Below are 15,208 nucleotides of genomic sequence, written 5' to 3' on the forward strand. Positions count from 1 at the left end.
CCGGAGACCCCGGCGTAGCCCAGGAATCATGCCCCTACAACAACCCCGGGGTGCCGACGGTCCCCAAGAGGAGAGTTTCATGATCAAACGTAAAGTCGCCGCCGCCTTGGTCGGCCTGTCCGTGGCCATGTTCGGCGCCGTCTCCGGCGCGCAGGCCCAAGGCAAGGAATTGGTGGTGGCCACCGATACCGCTTTCGTGCCGTTCGAATTCAAGCAGGGTAATACCTACGTGGGATTCGACGTGGATCTTTGGGCAGCGGTCGCCAAGGAACTCAACCTGAAGTACAAGCTGCAGCCGATGGACTTCAACGGCATCATCCCGGGCCTGCAGACGAAGAACATCGACGCCGCGCTGGCGGGCATCACGATCCGCGACGACCGCAAGAAGGTCATCGACTTCTCTGATCCCTACTATGAAAGCGGCCTGGCCATCCTGGTGGGCGAGAAGAACACCGACATCAAGGACGCCAAGTCCCTGGCCGGCAAGACCGTCGCCGTCAAGACCGGCACCGCCACGGTGGACTTCCTGAAGGCGCAGGTGCCGGACGCCAAGCTCAAGCTCTTCCCGAACATCGACAACGCCTACCTTGAACTGGCCACGGGCCGGGTGGACGCCGCCGTGCACGATACGCCCAACGTCCAGTACTACGCCAATACGGCGGGCAAGGGCCGTGTGAAGGTGGTCGGCTCGGTCAAGAGCGGCGACTTCTACGGCATCGCGTTCCCCAAGGGCAGCGAACTGGTCCCGCAGGTGAACAAGGCGCTGGCCACCCTGAAGGCCAACGGCCAGTACGACGCCATCTACGAAAAGTGGTTCGGCAAGAAGCCGTAATTGATGCGAAGTCGCTTTGCATTCGGGGCCGCCCGCCGGTAACGGGCTCCGGACGTTCCAGACCGGAGCGCCGGACGCCGGCGGACGGCCCCGCGCCGTTTCCGCCGGCGGGCAGGTCCCGCCATGATGCGGCGCAAGATGGCGCCATAGGGGGAATATCGTGGAGTTTGACTGGGGTGTAATTCAAGAGGCGTTACCCAATCTGCTTGAGGGTACGCTGATGACCATCAAGATCACGTTCTGGGGCTTGTTCGGCGGTTTCCTGCTGGGCGCGTTGTCGGGCGTGACGCGGGCTTATGGGCATCCGGTCCTGTCGGCCATCGCGCAGGTCTATGTCGCGGTCATCCGCGGCACGCCGATCGTCGTGCAGGTGATGTTCATCTACTTCGCCTTGCCGCTGCTGGCCAACATCCGCGTGGATGCGGAGTGGGCCGCCATCGTCACGCTCATCATCAACTCGGGCGCCTACATTTCCGAGATCGTGCGCGGTGCGCTGCTGTCGGTGCACAAGGGCCTGAAGGAAGCGGGCCAGGCTATGGGCCTGCCGTTCCACAAGATCCTGTTCCACATCATCGGGCCGGTGGCGTTTCGCCGCATGATCCCGCCGCTGGGCAACCAGTGCATCATCAGCCTGAAGGATTCCTCGCTGTTCATCGTGATCGGCGTGGCGGAACTGACGCGCCAGGGCCAGGAAATCATGGCCAGCAACTTCCGCGCCGTTGAAATCTGGTCGGCCGTCGCGATCGTCTACCTGATCCTGACCGGCCTGATGGCGCTGGGCCTGCACCTGGTGGAAAAGAGGATGCGCATACTATGAGCATGGTTGAATTTCATAACGTCACCAAGAACTTCGGCGAATCCATGGTGCTCAACGGCATCTCGCTGAACATCGATGCCGGCGAGGTCGTGGTGGTGGTCGGGCCGTCGGGCTCGGGCAAGTCCACGTTCCTGCGCTGCATTAACGTGCTGGAAACGATCAATGGCGGCGACCTGCTCGTCGACGGGCTAAGCGTGAAGGGCGATTCCGCCCAGGTGCGCGAGATCCGCCGCGAGGCCGGCATGGTGTTCCAGCAGTTCAACCTGTTCCCGCAGATGACCGCGCTGGAGAACGTCATGTTCGGCCCGGTGCATACGCGCGGGCAAGACCGGGGCGAAGCGCGCAAGCTGGCCGAGGGGCTGCTGGACAAGGTGGGGCTGGGCGAACGCATGCACCACTATCCGGCAGAGCTATCCGGTGGCCAGCAGCAGCGCGTGGCCATTGCCCGGGCGCTGGCCATCAAGCCCAAGCTGATGCTGTTCGACGAGCCCACCTCCGCGTTGGATCCGGAACTGCGCCATGAAGTGCTGAAGGTCATGCGCGATCTGGCGGAAGAGGGCATGACGATGGTGGTCGTCACGCACGAAATGGAATTCGCGCGCAAGGTCGGCAGCCGACTGATCTTCATCGACGCCGGCAAGATCGCGCATGATGGGCCACCCGCGGAATTGCTGAGCAACCCGCCCAGCCAACGCCTGAAGGATTTCCTGCAGCACGTGGCATGAAGGGATGTTGAACGAAAAAAAGCCGGCGCAAGCGCCGGCTTTTTTACGCCAAGACGAATGGACTTAGCCCTTCACCCGGACGATCTTCTGCACCTGGGGCACGTGGCGGATGGCGCGGATGACCTGGGCCAGATGCTTGCGGCTGTCGACCTGGATCGTCAGATGCAAAGACACCGTGGACACCGCGTCGTCGTGCATCGTGACGTGCATGATATTCGCGTCGGCGGCCGTGACTTCGGCCGCCAGGCGGCCCAGCACGCCGCGTTCGTTGCGCGTGACGATGTCCAGGCGGGTCGCCAGGTGCTTGGCCGTGTGCGCGTCCCAGCCTACGTTGATCCAGCGTTCCGGTTCGCGCAGGCGCTGGCGCATGGCAACGGGGCAGTCGGCGGTGTGTACCACCAGCCCATGTCCCATGCGCATGCCCGCCACGATCGGGTCGCCGGGCAGCGGACCGCAGCAAGGCGCCAACTGCACGGCCTGGCCTTCGTTGCCCTGGATCAGGATGGGGGCGCTGCGCGCCGAGGTCAGTTCGTCCACCGCGGCAGCGGTCGTGGCGACCAGTTGGTGCTCCGGCGCAAAGCGGCGTGCAACCACCGCTGCTAAACGCTTGCCCAATCCGATATCGGCCAAGATTTCCTCGCGCGAACTGGCGCCGGTGCTGCGCGCCAGTTTTTGCCAGGCCGGGTCGTCGGTGGCGGGCATCGGCATGTGCAGCTCTTGCATCGCCTGGCTAAGCAGGCGTTCGCCGAAGGCCACTGATTCTTCGTACTTGACGGTGCGAAGGTAGTGGCGGATTTCAGAGCGGGCACGGCCCGTGCGCACGTAGTTGAGCCATTGCGCATTGGGGCGCGATGCCGGCGAGGTCACGATTTCCACCGTGTCGCCGCTGTTCAACTCGGTGCGCAACGGCACGAACTCGCCGTTGACCTTGGCGGCCACCGCCTGGTTGCCGATGTCGGTGTGGATTGCGTAGGCGAAGTCCACCGGCGTGGCGCCGCGGGGCAGGGAAATGATCTTGCCGCGTGGCGTGAAGACGTACACGGCGTCCGGGAACAGGTCGACTTTGACGTGTTCCAGGAATTCGCCGGAATCGCCCGTCTGGCTCTGGATGTCCAGCAGCGACTGCAGCCATTGGTGCGTGCGCTTTTGCAGGTCGTTCAGGGTCAGGTCGGCGCCCTTGTAGAGCCAGTGCGACGCCACGCCTTCCTCGGCCACATGATGCATGTCGCGCGTGCGGAACTGGAATTCCACCGGCGTGCCGTAGGGACCCACCAGCGTCGTGTGCAAGGACTGGTAGCCGTTCACCTTGGGAATGGCGATGTAGTCCTTGAACTTGCCGGGCACCGGGCGATACAGCTGGTGCAGGGTGCCCAGGGCCAGATAGCACTCGGGCAGGGTATGGACGATGACGCGAAAGCCGTAGATGTCCAGGACGTCGGAAAACGACTTCTTCTGGTCGACCATCTTGCGATAGATGCCATAGAGCGTTTTCTCGCGGCCGGTGACTTCGGCTTCGATGCCGGCGGCGGGCAGCGAGGCCCGGACCGAATCGGCGATCTTCGTGATGACCTCGCGGCGGTTGCCGCGCGCCGCCAGCACGGCCTTGTACAGCACCTGGTAGCGGTTCGGGTACATGGCCGCGAAACACAAATCCTGGAGTTCGCGAAACAGCAGGTTCAAGCCCAGGCGATGGGCGATGGGCGCGTAGATGTCCAGGGTTTCGCGGGCGATGCGCCGGCGTTTCTCCGGATTGACCGCGTCCAGCGTGCGCATATTGTGCAGGCGGTCGGCCAGCTTGATGAGGATGACGCGCACGTCGCGCGCCATCGCCAGCAGCATCTTGCGGAAGCTCTCGGCCTGTTGTTCAGCCTTGGTGGCGAAGTCCAGGCGGTCCAGCTTGGACAGGCCATCGACCAGTTCAGCGACTTCCGGGCCGAATTTCTCGGCCAGTTCGTGCTTGGCGATGCCCTGATCTTCCATCACGTCGTGCAGCAGGGCGGCCGACAACGCGTTGACGTCGAGCTTCCAGCCTGCGCAGATTTCAGTGACGGCGATGGGATGCGAGATATAGGGCGAACCGCTGGCGCGGAACTGGCCCAGATGCGCCTGGTCCGCGAAGCGATAGGCTTCGCGCACGCGCTCTACATCTTTCTTGTCGAGATAGCTGCCGATGATTTCGGTCAGCGGTGCCAGCGAAGCAACCGGCGAGGCGGTTGCGTCCGCCGCTTCTTGCGCGGCGACGGACGGTGGCGTAGCGAGTTTTTTGTCTTTCTTGCCCGTGCGGCGCCCAAGACGGGAGCCGGCACGTAGTGCGGCAAGCAGACCAGATGAAGCGTACTTCAGCCCGGGAAAAGCCATGCTTGCCGCCCCCCGGAGACTATCAGGTGGGAACTTTACGCAGCATTTCCACGCCGGTTAGGCCGCCCGCGATTTCGCGCAGTGCAGTGACCGTGGGCTTGTCTTTGCTGTCCAGGCGCGGGGCATGGCCCTGGGCCAACTCGCGAGCGCGATACGTCGCGGCCAGCGTGAGCTTGAAACGGTTGGGGATTTGATTCAGACAGTCTTCGACGGTAATGCGAGCCATTAGGACACCTGGTGCTGATGGATGATAGGGAGAATGCGTTCGGCTCAGTGCTCGGCCGGGATGCCAAGTTGCGAGAACAACTCGGCGTGGCGGGCGGCCTGAGACGAAAAGCGTAGCCGCGCGGCACTGACGATTTGTATCAGTTCCGACAAGGCTACGCTAAATTCTTGATTAATAATAACATATTCGCATTCAGGCGCGTGGGCGATTTCGCCGCCCGCGGCCATGAGTCGGCGCGCGATCACCTGGGGCGCATCCTGGCCCCGCGCCTTGAGCCGGCTTTCGAGTTCATCGATGGACGGCGGCAGCACGAAAATACCGATTGCACTGGGGAAACGTTGCTTGACCTGGCGGGCGCCTTGCCAATCGATCTCGAGCAGAACGTCACGGCCTTCGCGGGTAGCGGCGTCGATACGGTCGCGCGGCGTGCCGTAGAAATTGCCGTGAACTTCCGCCCATTCCAGCAGGTTCTGATCGTCGCGCATGCGCTTGAAGTCGTCAGGCGTCACGAAGCGGTATTCACGACCGTCTTCTTCGCCCGGACGGGGCGCGCGCGTGGTGCAGGAAATGGAAAGCTCGATGGAAGGGTCTTGCTGGAGCAAGGCCTTGACCAGGCTGGACTTGCCGGCGCCGCTGGGCGCGACGACCATGAAGACGTTTCCGGGGTTGGCGTGCATGAATATGACCGGCGTGTGATGCTAAGACCGGAAGTCTAGCAAATCGCGCGGCCCGGCAGGGGGAAAACCCGCTGTCGGGCCAGGCGATTTATGCGCGCCACGCGGATGCGCGGCGACCGTCCGCCTGTCAGCCGGCGGGTTTGGCGGCGGCCTGGATAAGCTTGCCGCCCGGCGCCGGGGAATCGCTGCCCAGCAAATGCCCGTTGATTTCGATGCCGTAGAGCGAATCGTCCGAATCGTGATACTTCGCCCGCGTGGCTGCGACGGACCCTGCGTAGCGCGGATCCTGCGGGCGTTCATGCGCGTTCATGAAATAGGCCACGTCCCAGGCTTCCTGGTCGCTCAGCATGCCGGCCTGGCCCAGCGGCATGTTGGCCTTGATGAAGCCGGCGGCGTTGCCGATCTGATGCATGCCCGCGCCCCAGTTGAACGAGTCGGCGCCCCACAGTGCCGGAAACACCCAGTGCTTGCCGTTCTTCTGGCCCTGGCCGTCTGCGCCGTGGCAGACCGCGCAATATTGGCCGTACACCTCGCTGCCGCGCACGTAATCGGCCTTTTGGGCCGGCGCCGGCAGCTTGCGATAACCCTGGCCTTCGAGCACCACGCCGGTGGGCGCCTTGCTGGCCAGCCAGAACATGTAGCTTTGCAGCGCCGTCAGCGTGGGATCGTCGGCGGCCGGCGCCTTGCCGTTCATGCTGAAGCGGAAACAGCCTTGCAGGCGTTCGGCCAGCGTATTGACGTGTTCGTTCTTCGCCCGATACGCGGGATACAGCACGTAGGCCGCCCACATGGGCGCGGAATCGGGGCGGCGTCCGGCATCCAGGTGGCAACTGGCGCAGTTCAGGTCGTTGCCGACGAACTTGCCGGCCATCTGCGGCGTGTGCAGGAAGATCTGTTCACCCTGGCGCACGATCTTGCCGAACTCGGTGTCTGGGAGCGATGCCGCCGAAGGCGGCGTGAAGGCGGGGCGGGGATCGGCGGCAAGCGCCGTGGCCGAGAGCGCCAGGCAGGCGGCAACGGACCCCAGGCGGAAAAGCGGGAAGCGGATCATTGCTTGGTCCCCTCGGCAGCGCCGCCTTGCGCGGCAAGCAGGTCGGCGGCTTTGGGCAGGCCGGCGTAGTAGGCCGACACGGCGTCGATTTCGGCGTCGGTCAGGCGGGTGGCGACGGCAGGCATCAGGGCCAGCGGACCGGGCGGGCGCTGGCCTTGCCGCCACGCACGCAATTGGCCGGCGATGTAGGCGGCGGGTTGGCCTGCCAGACCCGGAAAGTTGTCGCCCACGCCGATGCCGCCAGGACCATGGCATTGATTGCAGGCGGGTACGTTCTTGTCCCAGGCGCCGCGCGTGGCCAGCCAGGCGCCCGTATCGGCAGGTTTGACGGGGTGCATGGCGGTGGCGGCCAGGCGGTCGATGTTCAGCGGGGAGGGCAGGCTGGCGTAGTAGCTTGCCACCGCTTGTTGCTGCGCCGGGTCCAGGGCCTTGGCCGTTGCCGCCATGACGGGGCTGACGCGCGAGCCGTTAGCCATGGCTTCCAATTGCTCTGCCAGGTACTTGGCGCCGATGCCGGCCAGTTGCGGAAAGCCCGCGGCGGGGTTGCCCTCGCCCCGGGCGCCATGACAGGTGATACAGGCGGGTGCGCCATTGGCCCCCTGGGTGCTGATCTGTTTGCCGTCAGGCGCGGCTTGGGCGCTGGTGGCTGCGGCGATCAGCGCGCCAAGCGCTAACGCACGCGGAAGGGACCGTGGGGTCATGGTTGCCTGCTCCGAGGAATGTTATTGGACTTTGGGTAATAAGCTAATTTCCATAAATTATATAAAGACTTGTGACAGATCAACGCGAAATCGTCGGCTTGAGTGCGCGCATCCGCGTTTCTTTTGCTTGCGTGGCAGGGGGCGAAAGTGTGTCGACGCTGCTAACTTTGCTTGCAGCATCGCGACAATGATTGCGGTAGGATCACGGCGGTTGAGAACAAGGAGAATCCGATGCATACGAACGAGATCGAACCGCCCCGCGTTGCCCTGGTGACCGGCGCCGGCACAGGAATTGGACGCGCCGTGGCGCTGGAATTCCTGGCCCAGGGCTACCGCGTGGTGTTGGCCGGCCGCCGCCGCGAACCGCTGGAAGCCACCCGCACGGCCGCGGGCGAAGACGGCGTGAGAGCGCTGGTCGTGCCTACCGACGTGACGGACGAGAACGCCGTGCGCGATCTGTTCGACACGGCGCAGCGCGAATATGGCCGGCTGGACGTACTGTTCAACAATGCCGGCCGCGGTGCGCCGGCGATGCCCATTGAAGAGTTGCCGGTAGCGGTCTGGCGCGACGTCGTCGACACCAACCTGACCGGCATGTTCCTGTGCGCGCAGGCCGCCATCCGCATCATGAAGGCGCAAACGCCGCAAGGCGGCCGCATCATCAATAACGGTTCGATCTCATCGCACGCGCCGCGCCCGTTCTCCATCGCCTATACGGCGACCAAGCACGCGGTGACCGGGCTGACCAAATCGATTTCGCTGGATTGCCGGCCCTACAGCATTGCCTGCGGCCAGATCGACATCGGCAATGCCGCTACCGACATGACCGAACGCATGGCGGCCGGCATCCTGCAGGCGGACGGCAGCACGAAGGTCGAGCCCCGCATGGACGTGGCGCATGTGGCGCAGGCGGTTGCCGCCATGGCGCGCCTGCCGCTGGAGGCCAACGTGCAGTTCATGACGATCATGGCGACGAACATGCCTTTCGTGGGCCGCGGCTGAACGCGCAAACGGCCCGCGGCGGGTAATGCCCGCGGCAGGCTCGTCGATGTTCCCAGGAAAGGCGCCCGGCAGGCGCCTTTTTTCCGCCTGGACTTGCAGCAGTCGCGCTTAGCGCGATGCCTGGGCCAGCATCTGGCCCTGCGTCGAATCCAGGTAGCGCCGCGCGCCGACGTAGCGCTTGGTCCAGTAAGGATTCTTCATTTCGTCGACACGCACCTTCGTGCCGCGCCGCGGCGCGTGGACGAACTTGTTCTGGCCGATATAGATGCCGACGTGCGACGTCACGCCGCGCCCGCGCGTGGCGAAGAACACCAGGTCACCGGGACGCAGTTCTTTTTTGTTGGACACGGATTCCCCTTCGGTGCGCTGCGCGCGTGCCGTGCGGGGGAGTTCGAGTCCGGCGATTTCGCGGAACACATACAGGACGAGGCCGCTGCAATCGAAGCCTTCGGCGTCGTCGCCGCCCCAGCTGTAGGGGGTGCCGATGGCGTCCAGGCCGGCTTGCACGACGCGTTCACGCAGGGTGGGAACGGTGGGCTCTTGCGCCAGGCGCAGGCCGCTGAGCGTCGGGCGGGCTTGCTCGGCGGGGATGGACGCCTGGGCGGCGCCGGGAATCCAGGAAAGGGTCAGGGCCAGAAGGGGGGCTGACAGGAAAACGGGAAGGCTGAAATTGGCAATTCGGACTTTTCGCGTGGGCGGAGTCATTACGTCACTTCAAAAATCGGAGTGGGCGGCATGGCTTTGCCCAGAGGGGGCAAGCCGGCGGAAAGGGGTGCATCCGACGGGCGCACGCCCCGGATGCTCGCAAATTATAATGGAATAAAGTTTCATTACATTTGTAGTGCAATGCAGCATTATTTGGACGCTGCCGTTACGCCGTGCCCCGGGCGAAACGTAACGGCCACAGCAAATAGGCCTGTCAGAAGCTGCCGCGCAGGCCGACCATCACGGCGCGGCCGCCTTCGGGGGCCACCTCGCGCAGCACCGAGGTCGCGTAACGGATGTCCTGGTTGGTCAGGTTGATGCCGCGCACGTAGGCCTGCCATTGCACCCCGGTGGCCTTGAACCGGTAACCGGCATTGGCGTCCAGGCTGTAATAGCCGGGCGTGGACGTGTCGTTGGCGGGGTGGTCGTGCTGGGCGAACGCTTTGGACACGCTCACGCCCGCGCTATACGGGCCATAGCCGTAATCCAGCGCCACGCGCAGGCGAAACGGAGGGATGCGGGGCAACGAGCGCCCGGTATCCCGGTTACGCGACACCGTGTAGTCGCCCGACAGGCCCAAATCCAGCGCGTGACCGTCGCGCTGCAGGATGCGGGTGACGTTTTCCGCTTCCAGCCCGTACAGGCGTGCGGAGACGCCCTGGTAGCGCGCCTCGGGCAGGGCGTCGTCGTCGCCGGCTGCCACCACGTCGCCGTCGTCGTTCCGATAGCGGCCGGTGTTGGTCTCTGCCAGATAGTTGGCGAAGCTGCTGTAGAACACGCCCACGCTGCCGTGATCCGTGCCGTCCTTGTATCGCAACGACAAATCGCCGGACCACGCGCGTTCCTTGCCCAGGTTCTGGTCCCCGACCAGGTATTGGCCGGTGGCGGCGTGGGGGCCGTTGGCGTACAGCTCATAGAACGTGGGGGCGCGTTCGGTGTAGGCGCCGTTGGCCGCCAGCGACCAGACCGGGGTCAGTTTGTAGATGCCGCCCAGCGAAAAACTGCCTGCTGTGAAGCTGCGGCGGGCCGAATCGTCGAACCGGTCGTTGCCGCCCGCTGCCGGGCTTAGCCGCGTGTGATCCATGCGGGCGCCGGCCGACAGCGTCAGGCGCTCGGTCAGGTTCCATTCCTCAAGCGCGAAAAGGGCGGCGGAATCGGTGTCGGTGGTCGGCACCAGCGCTTCGTCTCCCAATGCCGAAAAGCGCGTCTGGCCCAGTTGCAGGCCGACCACGCCATGCAGCGGGCCGATGTCGGCGTGCCGGGCTTCAAGACGCGCCTCATAACCGCGGTTCTTGAAAACCGTGCCGGTTTCGCCATCTTCGATTTCCTTGTGCTGGTAATCGGTATAGGCGAAGTTCAGCTTGATGCTCTGGAACGGACCGGTCAGGTCGCGCAGTTCACCGGCCAGGCCGAAGCGTTCCTGGTGCATCTTGAGGCGCACGTCGGCTTCGGCGACCGAACCGTAATTGGAGTCGTAACCGCTGTAGGACAGGCCGGCGTAGCCGTGTTCGCCGGTCCAGGACATGCCCAGCGCGCCGCCGCTGGCCTCGCCGTCGCTGTTGGGCAGGCGATCGCGGGGCTGGTCGGCGTCGGGGCCGTCGGCGGCGCGCTGCGTGGCGGTGCGGGCGTAGTCGGGGATGCGCAGCGTGCCGGTCTTGCGGCCGAAGACGTCCGCATGGATGGCGAAGGTGCCGTCGCCGCCTTCCAGTTGGACGGCGCCGTTGCGGTCATTGTTGGCGCCGCCATAACTGCCGCCCACGTCGCCATGGATGCCATCGATGGGTTCGGTGGGGATGCGGTTGTCCAGCGTGTTGACGACGCCGCCGATGGCGTTGCCGCCATACAGCAGGGCGGCGGGCCCGCGCAGGATCTCGACGCGGTTGGTCGATAACGGATCTTGCGGCACGGCGTGATCAAACGACAGCGACGACGCGTCCAGCGTGCCGACGCCGTTGTTCAGCAAACGGATGCGGTCTCCATCCAGCCCGCGGATGATGGGTCGGCCCACCATGGGGCCATAGCTGGTGGTGGACACGCCGGGCAGCCCGTTCAGTGTTTCACCCAGGTTGGAGCCGCGCCGCAGATCCAGCTCCTGCCCTTGAAGCACCGTAGAAGGCGAGGCCAGCGCGTCGCTGCCCAGTGGGTTGGCGGTGATGACGACAGGCGACAGCGTGGCGGTGTCGGGGGCGGCCTGCGCGCGGACTGCGGCGGGCAAGGCCAGGGGCAGGACAGACAGGCAGGCAAGGGCCAGCGGACGCAAGGCGAAGGCGCGCAGGGGCGCGCGTTCCCCGGCGGGGACGGTCGGAAAATTCATGGTGGCAATCCAGGGTGCCGGCGAGACGGCCGGCGGATGAAATCGAGCACCGCAACAAGGCGGCTGAAAAGTCGGATTTCAGGCCTGGACGGGCGGGGCGCGGGATTGGAACCAGGTTCCGCCGACGGCGGTGGTGCCGGCGGGCAAGTGGGCAACCGGCGCCGCAGGGGCGGCGTGCCCGCCGACCCACGCGAATGACGACGGCAGCGTCGCGTCCAGCACATCCCATAGTTGGCACAGGTCGCAATGGCCCAGCTTTTCATGCGGGTGGGCATCGTCCTGGCTGGCGGCGGGCGCCTCGCCCAGATGCGACAGCGCATGGCGCAGGCTGCCCATCGGCGCCAGCAGCAGGCAAACGGATAGCCAGGCAAGCACGGCCCAGCGCGCGTAGGGCGGCGGGGCGGCGTGGCGGGGGCCTGGCAGGGGCGGCATGGACGAAGGGGACAGGAAATTCGAAGAATCGGAATGATATATTGTTTCTATATCATTGGCGACGTCACCGCTGGCCCCGCACGCCGGAATATGACGCTTCATCTGCCACGCGGTCGGGCATAATCGGCAGACAAGAAAGCGGAGTAAAGCTCAATGATGAATGCAGTCCACCCTTTGTCGTCGATGAACCGGCCCGATGCCATGCCTTTTGAACCATTCCAGGATGCCCAGTCCGCGGTGGACCGGTTGGCCGAGATCTATGCGCGCAACACGGCATTTCTGCGCGCCGCGTTCCGCGAGGTCCTGAACGGCACCGGCAACGGCCGCGAGCGCGCCCGGGCGTACTACCCGGCCATCCGCATCGTGGTTGAAACCTACGACCCGATCGACACGCGCCTGTCCTACGGCCATGTGGCCGAACCCGGCATTTACCAGACCACCGTCACGCAGCCCGAACTGTTCCGCGACTACCTGATCGAGCAAGTCGGCCAACTGCTGCAGAACCACCGCGTGGCGGTCGAAGTCGGCGAATCCGATTCCCCCATCCCGCTGCATTTCGCGTTTCCGGAAGGCGCCTATGTCGAAGGCGAGCACCTGGAGGCGCTCAAGCGCCCGTTGCGCGACCTGTTCGACGTGCCGGACCTGGCCGTGACCGACGACGCCATCGTCAACGGCTCGTGGCGCGGCAAGGAGGGCGAACCCAAGCCGCTGGCGCCGTTTACCGCCCAGCGCGTTGATTATTCGCTGCACCGCCTGCAGCACTACACCTCGACCGCGCCGGCGCACTTCCAGAATTTCGTGCTGTTCACCAACTACCAGTTCTATGTGGACGAGTTCTGCGCGCGCGCCCGCGCGCTGATGGCCAGCGGCAACGAGGACTACGACATGCTGGTCGAGCCCGGCAACCGCATCACGCGCCGCGGCGAAAGCGGCCCGGGCGATGAGGGGCAGGCCGCGCGCTTGCCGCAGATGCCCGCGTACCACTTGGTGCGCGGCGACCATTCCGGCATCACCCTGGTGAACATCGGCGTGGGCCCGTCCAACGCCAAGACCATCACCGACCACATCGCCGTGCTGCGCCCGCATGCCTGGCTGATGCTGGGCCACTGCGCGGGCCTGCGCGATTCCCAACGCTTGGGCGACTACGTGCTGGCTCACGGGTACGTGCGCGAAGACCACGTCCTGGACGCCGATCTGCCCACCTGGGTGCCGGTCCCGGCGCTGGCCGAAGTGCAGGTGGCGCTGGAGCAGGCGGTGGAAGAAGTGGCGGGGCTGTCCGGCTGGGACTTGAAGCGCATCATGCGCACAGGCACGGTCGCCACCATCGACAACCGCAACTGGGAATTGCGCGACCATGTGGAACTGGTCGAGCGGTTCGCGCAGTCGCGGGCGATCGCGCTGGATATGGAATCGGCCACTATCGCGGCTAACGGATTCCGCTTTCGCGTGCCCTACGGCACGCTGCTGTGCGTATCCGACAAGCCGTTGCACGGCGAACTGAAGCTGCCCGGCATGGCCAGCGTGTTCTATCGCCGGCAGGTCAACCAGCATCTGGAGATCGGCATCCGGGCGCTGGAGCGGCTGCGCGACATGCCGCCGGAGCGGTTGCATTCGCGCAAACTGCGCACCTTCATGGAAACCGCTTTCCAATAGCAGGATCCGTCCCCAACGCCCCGCCATTTTTCGCGGCGGGGCGGTTTGCGCTATTCTCGCGCGTTGCCCGGTAATCCCAAGGCATCCGCAGCGCATCGCACGGGTGCCTTCACGACGTGAAGGAAAAGCATTTTGGCACCATCGGAACACGATGAAGGCCGCGCAGGCGGCACGCGCGCGGCGAAGGCGGATCAGCCGTCCGAGCTGCGCCGAACCCTGTCCGCGCGCCACCTGACCATGATCGCGGTCGGCGGGTCCATCGGGACCGGCCTGTTCGTCGCCTCGGGGGCGACCATCGCAAAGGCCGGACCCGGCGGCGCGTTGCTGGGCTATGTGCTGATCGGGGTGATGGTCTATTTCCTGATGACCAGCCTGGGGGAATTGGCCGCTGCCATGCCGGTGTCGGGCTCGTTTTCTACCTACGGCGCCCGCTACGTCGAAGACGGCTTCGGCTTCGCGCTGGGCTGGAACTATTGGTACAACTGGGCGGTCACCGTGGCGGTGGACCTGGTGGCGGCGCAGCTCGTCATGGCGTATTGGTTCCCGGACGTGCCTGGCTTCTACTGGAGCGCCTTGTTCCTGGCGATCACCTTCGGCCTGAACGCCATGTCGGCGCGCGGATTCGGCGAAGCCGAATTCTGGTTCGCGCTGATCAAGGTGGTGGCCGTGCTGGGTTTCGTAGCCATGGGCGTGATGATGCTGCTGGGCATCATCCGCGGCGGCGAGACGGGCGGCGTGGCCAACTGGACCGTCGGCGATGCGCCGTTCGCAGGCGGCTCCGCGGCGCTGATCGGCGTGGCCATGGTGGTGGGCTTTTCGTTCCAGGGCACGGAATTGATCGGCATCGCCGCGGGCGAATCGAAAGACCCGGCACGTAACCTGCCGCGCGCGGTGCGCCAGGTGTTCTGGCGCATCCTGCTGTTCTACGTGGCGGCCATCCTGGTGATCGGCCTGCTCATCCCCTATACCGATCCGCACTTGCTGCGCAACGAAGTCGAGGACATCAGCGTCAGCCCGTTCGCGCTGATCTTCGAGCGTGCCGGCCTGCTGGGGGCGGCGTCGATCATGAACGCCGTGGTGTTGACGTCCGTGCTGTCGGCGGGCAATTCGGGCATGTATGCGGCGACTCGCATGCTCTACAGCCTGGCGCGCGAGGGCAAGGCGCCGCGCATCTTCGGCCGCATTTCGCGCAACGGCGTGCCCTTGTGGGCGTTGCTGGCCACGACAGTGGTGGCGGCGTTGTGCTTCTTCACCTTCATCTTCAGCCCGAATGCGGTGTACATCTGGCTGCTGAACACGTCGGGCATGACGGGCTTCATCGCCTGGCTGGGCATCGCCATCAGCCACTACCGCTTCCGCCGCGGCTATGTGAAGCAGGGCCATAACCTGGCCGACCTGCCGTATGTGTCGCCGTTCTTCCCGTTCGGGCCGATCTTCGCGTTTGTGCTGTGCCTGGTCATCACCCTGGGCCAGAACTACCAGGCCTTCCTGCAGGATCGGATCGATTGGGGCGGCGTCGTGGCCACCTATGTCGGCATTCCGCTGTTCCTGTTGATCTGGCTGGGATACCGGCTGGCGCGCGGGTCGCGATTCATCAGCTATCGAGACATGCGTTTCCCGGACGCTCGCGCCCGCAGCCAGTACCTGGATTCGGCCCTGCGCGGCGAACCGGCGGCGGGCGACGCCCGTTGACCCTCCGCTTGCGGGAGGCGGGC

General features: G+C 65.2%; 14 protein-coding genes. 6 read left to right on the top strand and 8 right to left on the bottom strand.

Annotation, left to right across the window (positions count from 1 at the left end; genetic code table 11):
- Positions 1–79: 79 nt before the first annotated feature.
- The 3 genes from glnH (at position 80) to glnQ (ending at position 2,374) form a co-directional block, all read left to right on the top strand.
- A complete protein-coding gene (gene glnH, locus AC3WMU_RS05285; protein WP_006222243.1) occupies positions 80–832 on the top strand; it encodes a glutamine ABC transporter substrate-binding protein GlnH in 753 nt (250 codons plus the stop codon).
- Positions 833–992: 160 nt separating this feature from the next.
- Positions 993–1,649 (top strand): glutamine ABC transporter permease GlnP, encoded by a 657-nt coding sequence (gene glnP / locus AC3WMU_RS05290; RefSeq protein WP_492281948.1) that lies wholly within the window; start codon positions 993–995, stop codon positions 1,647–1,649.
- Entirely contained in the window at positions 1,646–2,374 is a 729-nt protein-coding gene (gene glnQ / locus AC3WMU_RS05295) for a glutamine ABC transporter ATP-binding protein GlnQ (RefSeq protein WP_035212131.1), read from the top strand. The genes glnP and glnQ overlap by 4 nt, the downstream gene beginning before the upstream one ends.
- A gap of 63 nt (positions 2,375–2,437) precedes the next feature.
- Here the strand turns inward: glnQ and AC3WMU_RS05300 are convergent, their stop codons facing one another.
- The 5 genes from AC3WMU_RS05300 to AC3WMU_RS05320 form a co-directional block, all read right to left on the bottom strand.
- Positions 2,438–4,732: a RelA/SpoT family protein gene (locus tag AC3WMU_RS05300; RefSeq protein WP_006222240.1), complete on the bottom strand. Its 2,295-nt coding sequence runs from the start codon at positions 4,730–4,732 to the stop codon at positions 2,438–2,440.
- A gap of 22 nt (positions 4,733–4,754) precedes the next feature.
- Positions 4,755–4,958 (bottom strand): DNA-directed RNA polymerase subunit omega, encoded by a 204-nt coding sequence (gene rpoZ, locus AC3WMU_RS05305; RefSeq protein WP_006219679.1) that lies wholly within the window; start codon positions 4,956–4,958, stop codon positions 4,755–4,757.
- Between the two features lie 44 nt (positions 4,959–5,002).
- Positions 5,003–5,608 (bottom strand): guanylate kinase, encoded by a 606-nt coding sequence (gene gmk / locus AC3WMU_RS05310; RefSeq protein WP_006222239.1) that lies wholly within the window; start codon positions 5,606–5,608, stop codon positions 5,003–5,005.
- Positions 5,609–5,762: 154 nt separating this feature from the next.
- Positions 5,763–6,686, bottom strand: a complete 924-nt coding sequence (locus tag AC3WMU_RS05315) for a c-type cytochrome (RefSeq protein ID WP_006222238.1) — start codon at positions 6,684–6,686, stop codon at positions 5,763–5,765.
- The gene (locus AC3WMU_RS05320; RefSeq protein ID WP_006222237.1) at positions 6,683–7,387 is read right to left on the bottom strand and encodes a c-type cytochrome; all 705 of its coding nucleotides are present in this window, start codon (positions 7,385–7,387) and stop codon (positions 6,683–6,685) included. The genes AC3WMU_RS05315 and AC3WMU_RS05320 overlap by 4 nt, the downstream gene beginning before the upstream one ends.
- 231 nt (positions 7,388–7,618) lie before the next feature.
- Between AC3WMU_RS05320 and AC3WMU_RS05325 the strand changes: the two genes are divergently transcribed.
- On the top strand, positions 7,619–8,389 hold the full coding sequence (locus tag AC3WMU_RS05325) for an SDR family oxidoreductase (RefSeq protein WP_006222236.1): 771 nt from the start codon (positions 7,619–7,621) through the stop codon (positions 8,387–8,389).
- Positions 8,390–8,497: 108 nt separating this feature from the next.
- On the opposite strand, the gene AC3WMU_RS05330 is transcribed toward AC3WMU_RS05325, so the two are convergent.
- The 3 genes from AC3WMU_RS05330 to AC3WMU_RS05340 all read right to left on the bottom strand — a co-directional run bounded on the left by AC3WMU_RS05330 (position 8,498) and on the right by AC3WMU_RS05340 (position 11,840).
- Positions 8,498–9,094 carry a C40 family peptidase gene (locus AC3WMU_RS05330; protein WP_006222235.1) on the bottom strand — a complete coding sequence of 199 codons (597 nt, stop codon included), beginning with the start codon at positions 9,092–9,094 and terminating at the stop codon, positions 8,498–8,500.
- A gap of 214 nt (positions 9,095–9,308) precedes the next feature.
- Positions 9,309–11,408, bottom strand: coding sequence for a TonB-dependent receptor (locus AC3WMU_RS05335; RefSeq protein WP_006222234.1), 2,100 nt, complete (start codon positions 11,406–11,408; stop codon positions 9,309–9,311).
- 78 nt (positions 11,409–11,486) lie between these two features.
- Positions 11,487–11,840 carry a hypothetical protein gene (locus AC3WMU_RS05340; RefSeq protein WP_006222233.1) on the bottom strand — a complete coding sequence of 118 codons (354 nt, stop codon included), beginning with the start codon at positions 11,838–11,840 and terminating at the stop codon, positions 11,487–11,489.
- Positions 11,841–11,993: 153 nt separating this feature from the next.
- On the opposite strand from AC3WMU_RS05340, the gene AC3WMU_RS05345 reads away from it, so the two are divergent.
- Together AC3WMU_RS05345 and AC3WMU_RS05350 are read left to right on the top strand one after the other, a co-directional pair.
- Positions 11,994–13,493: an AMP nucleosidase gene (locus AC3WMU_RS05345; RefSeq protein WP_006222232.1), complete on the top strand. Its 1,500-nt coding sequence runs from the start codon at positions 11,994–11,996 to the stop codon at positions 13,491–13,493.
- 132 nt (positions 13,494–13,625) lie between these two features.
- The gene (locus AC3WMU_RS05350) at positions 13,626–15,185 is read left to right on the top strand and encodes an amino acid permease (RefSeq protein WP_492281949.1); all 1,560 of its coding nucleotides are present in this window, start codon (positions 13,626–13,628) and stop codon (positions 15,183–15,185) included.
- Positions 15,186–15,208 lie beyond the last annotated feature (23 nt).

The sequence above is a fragment of the Achromobacter sp. FW305-C-13 genome (assembly GCF_058783475.1).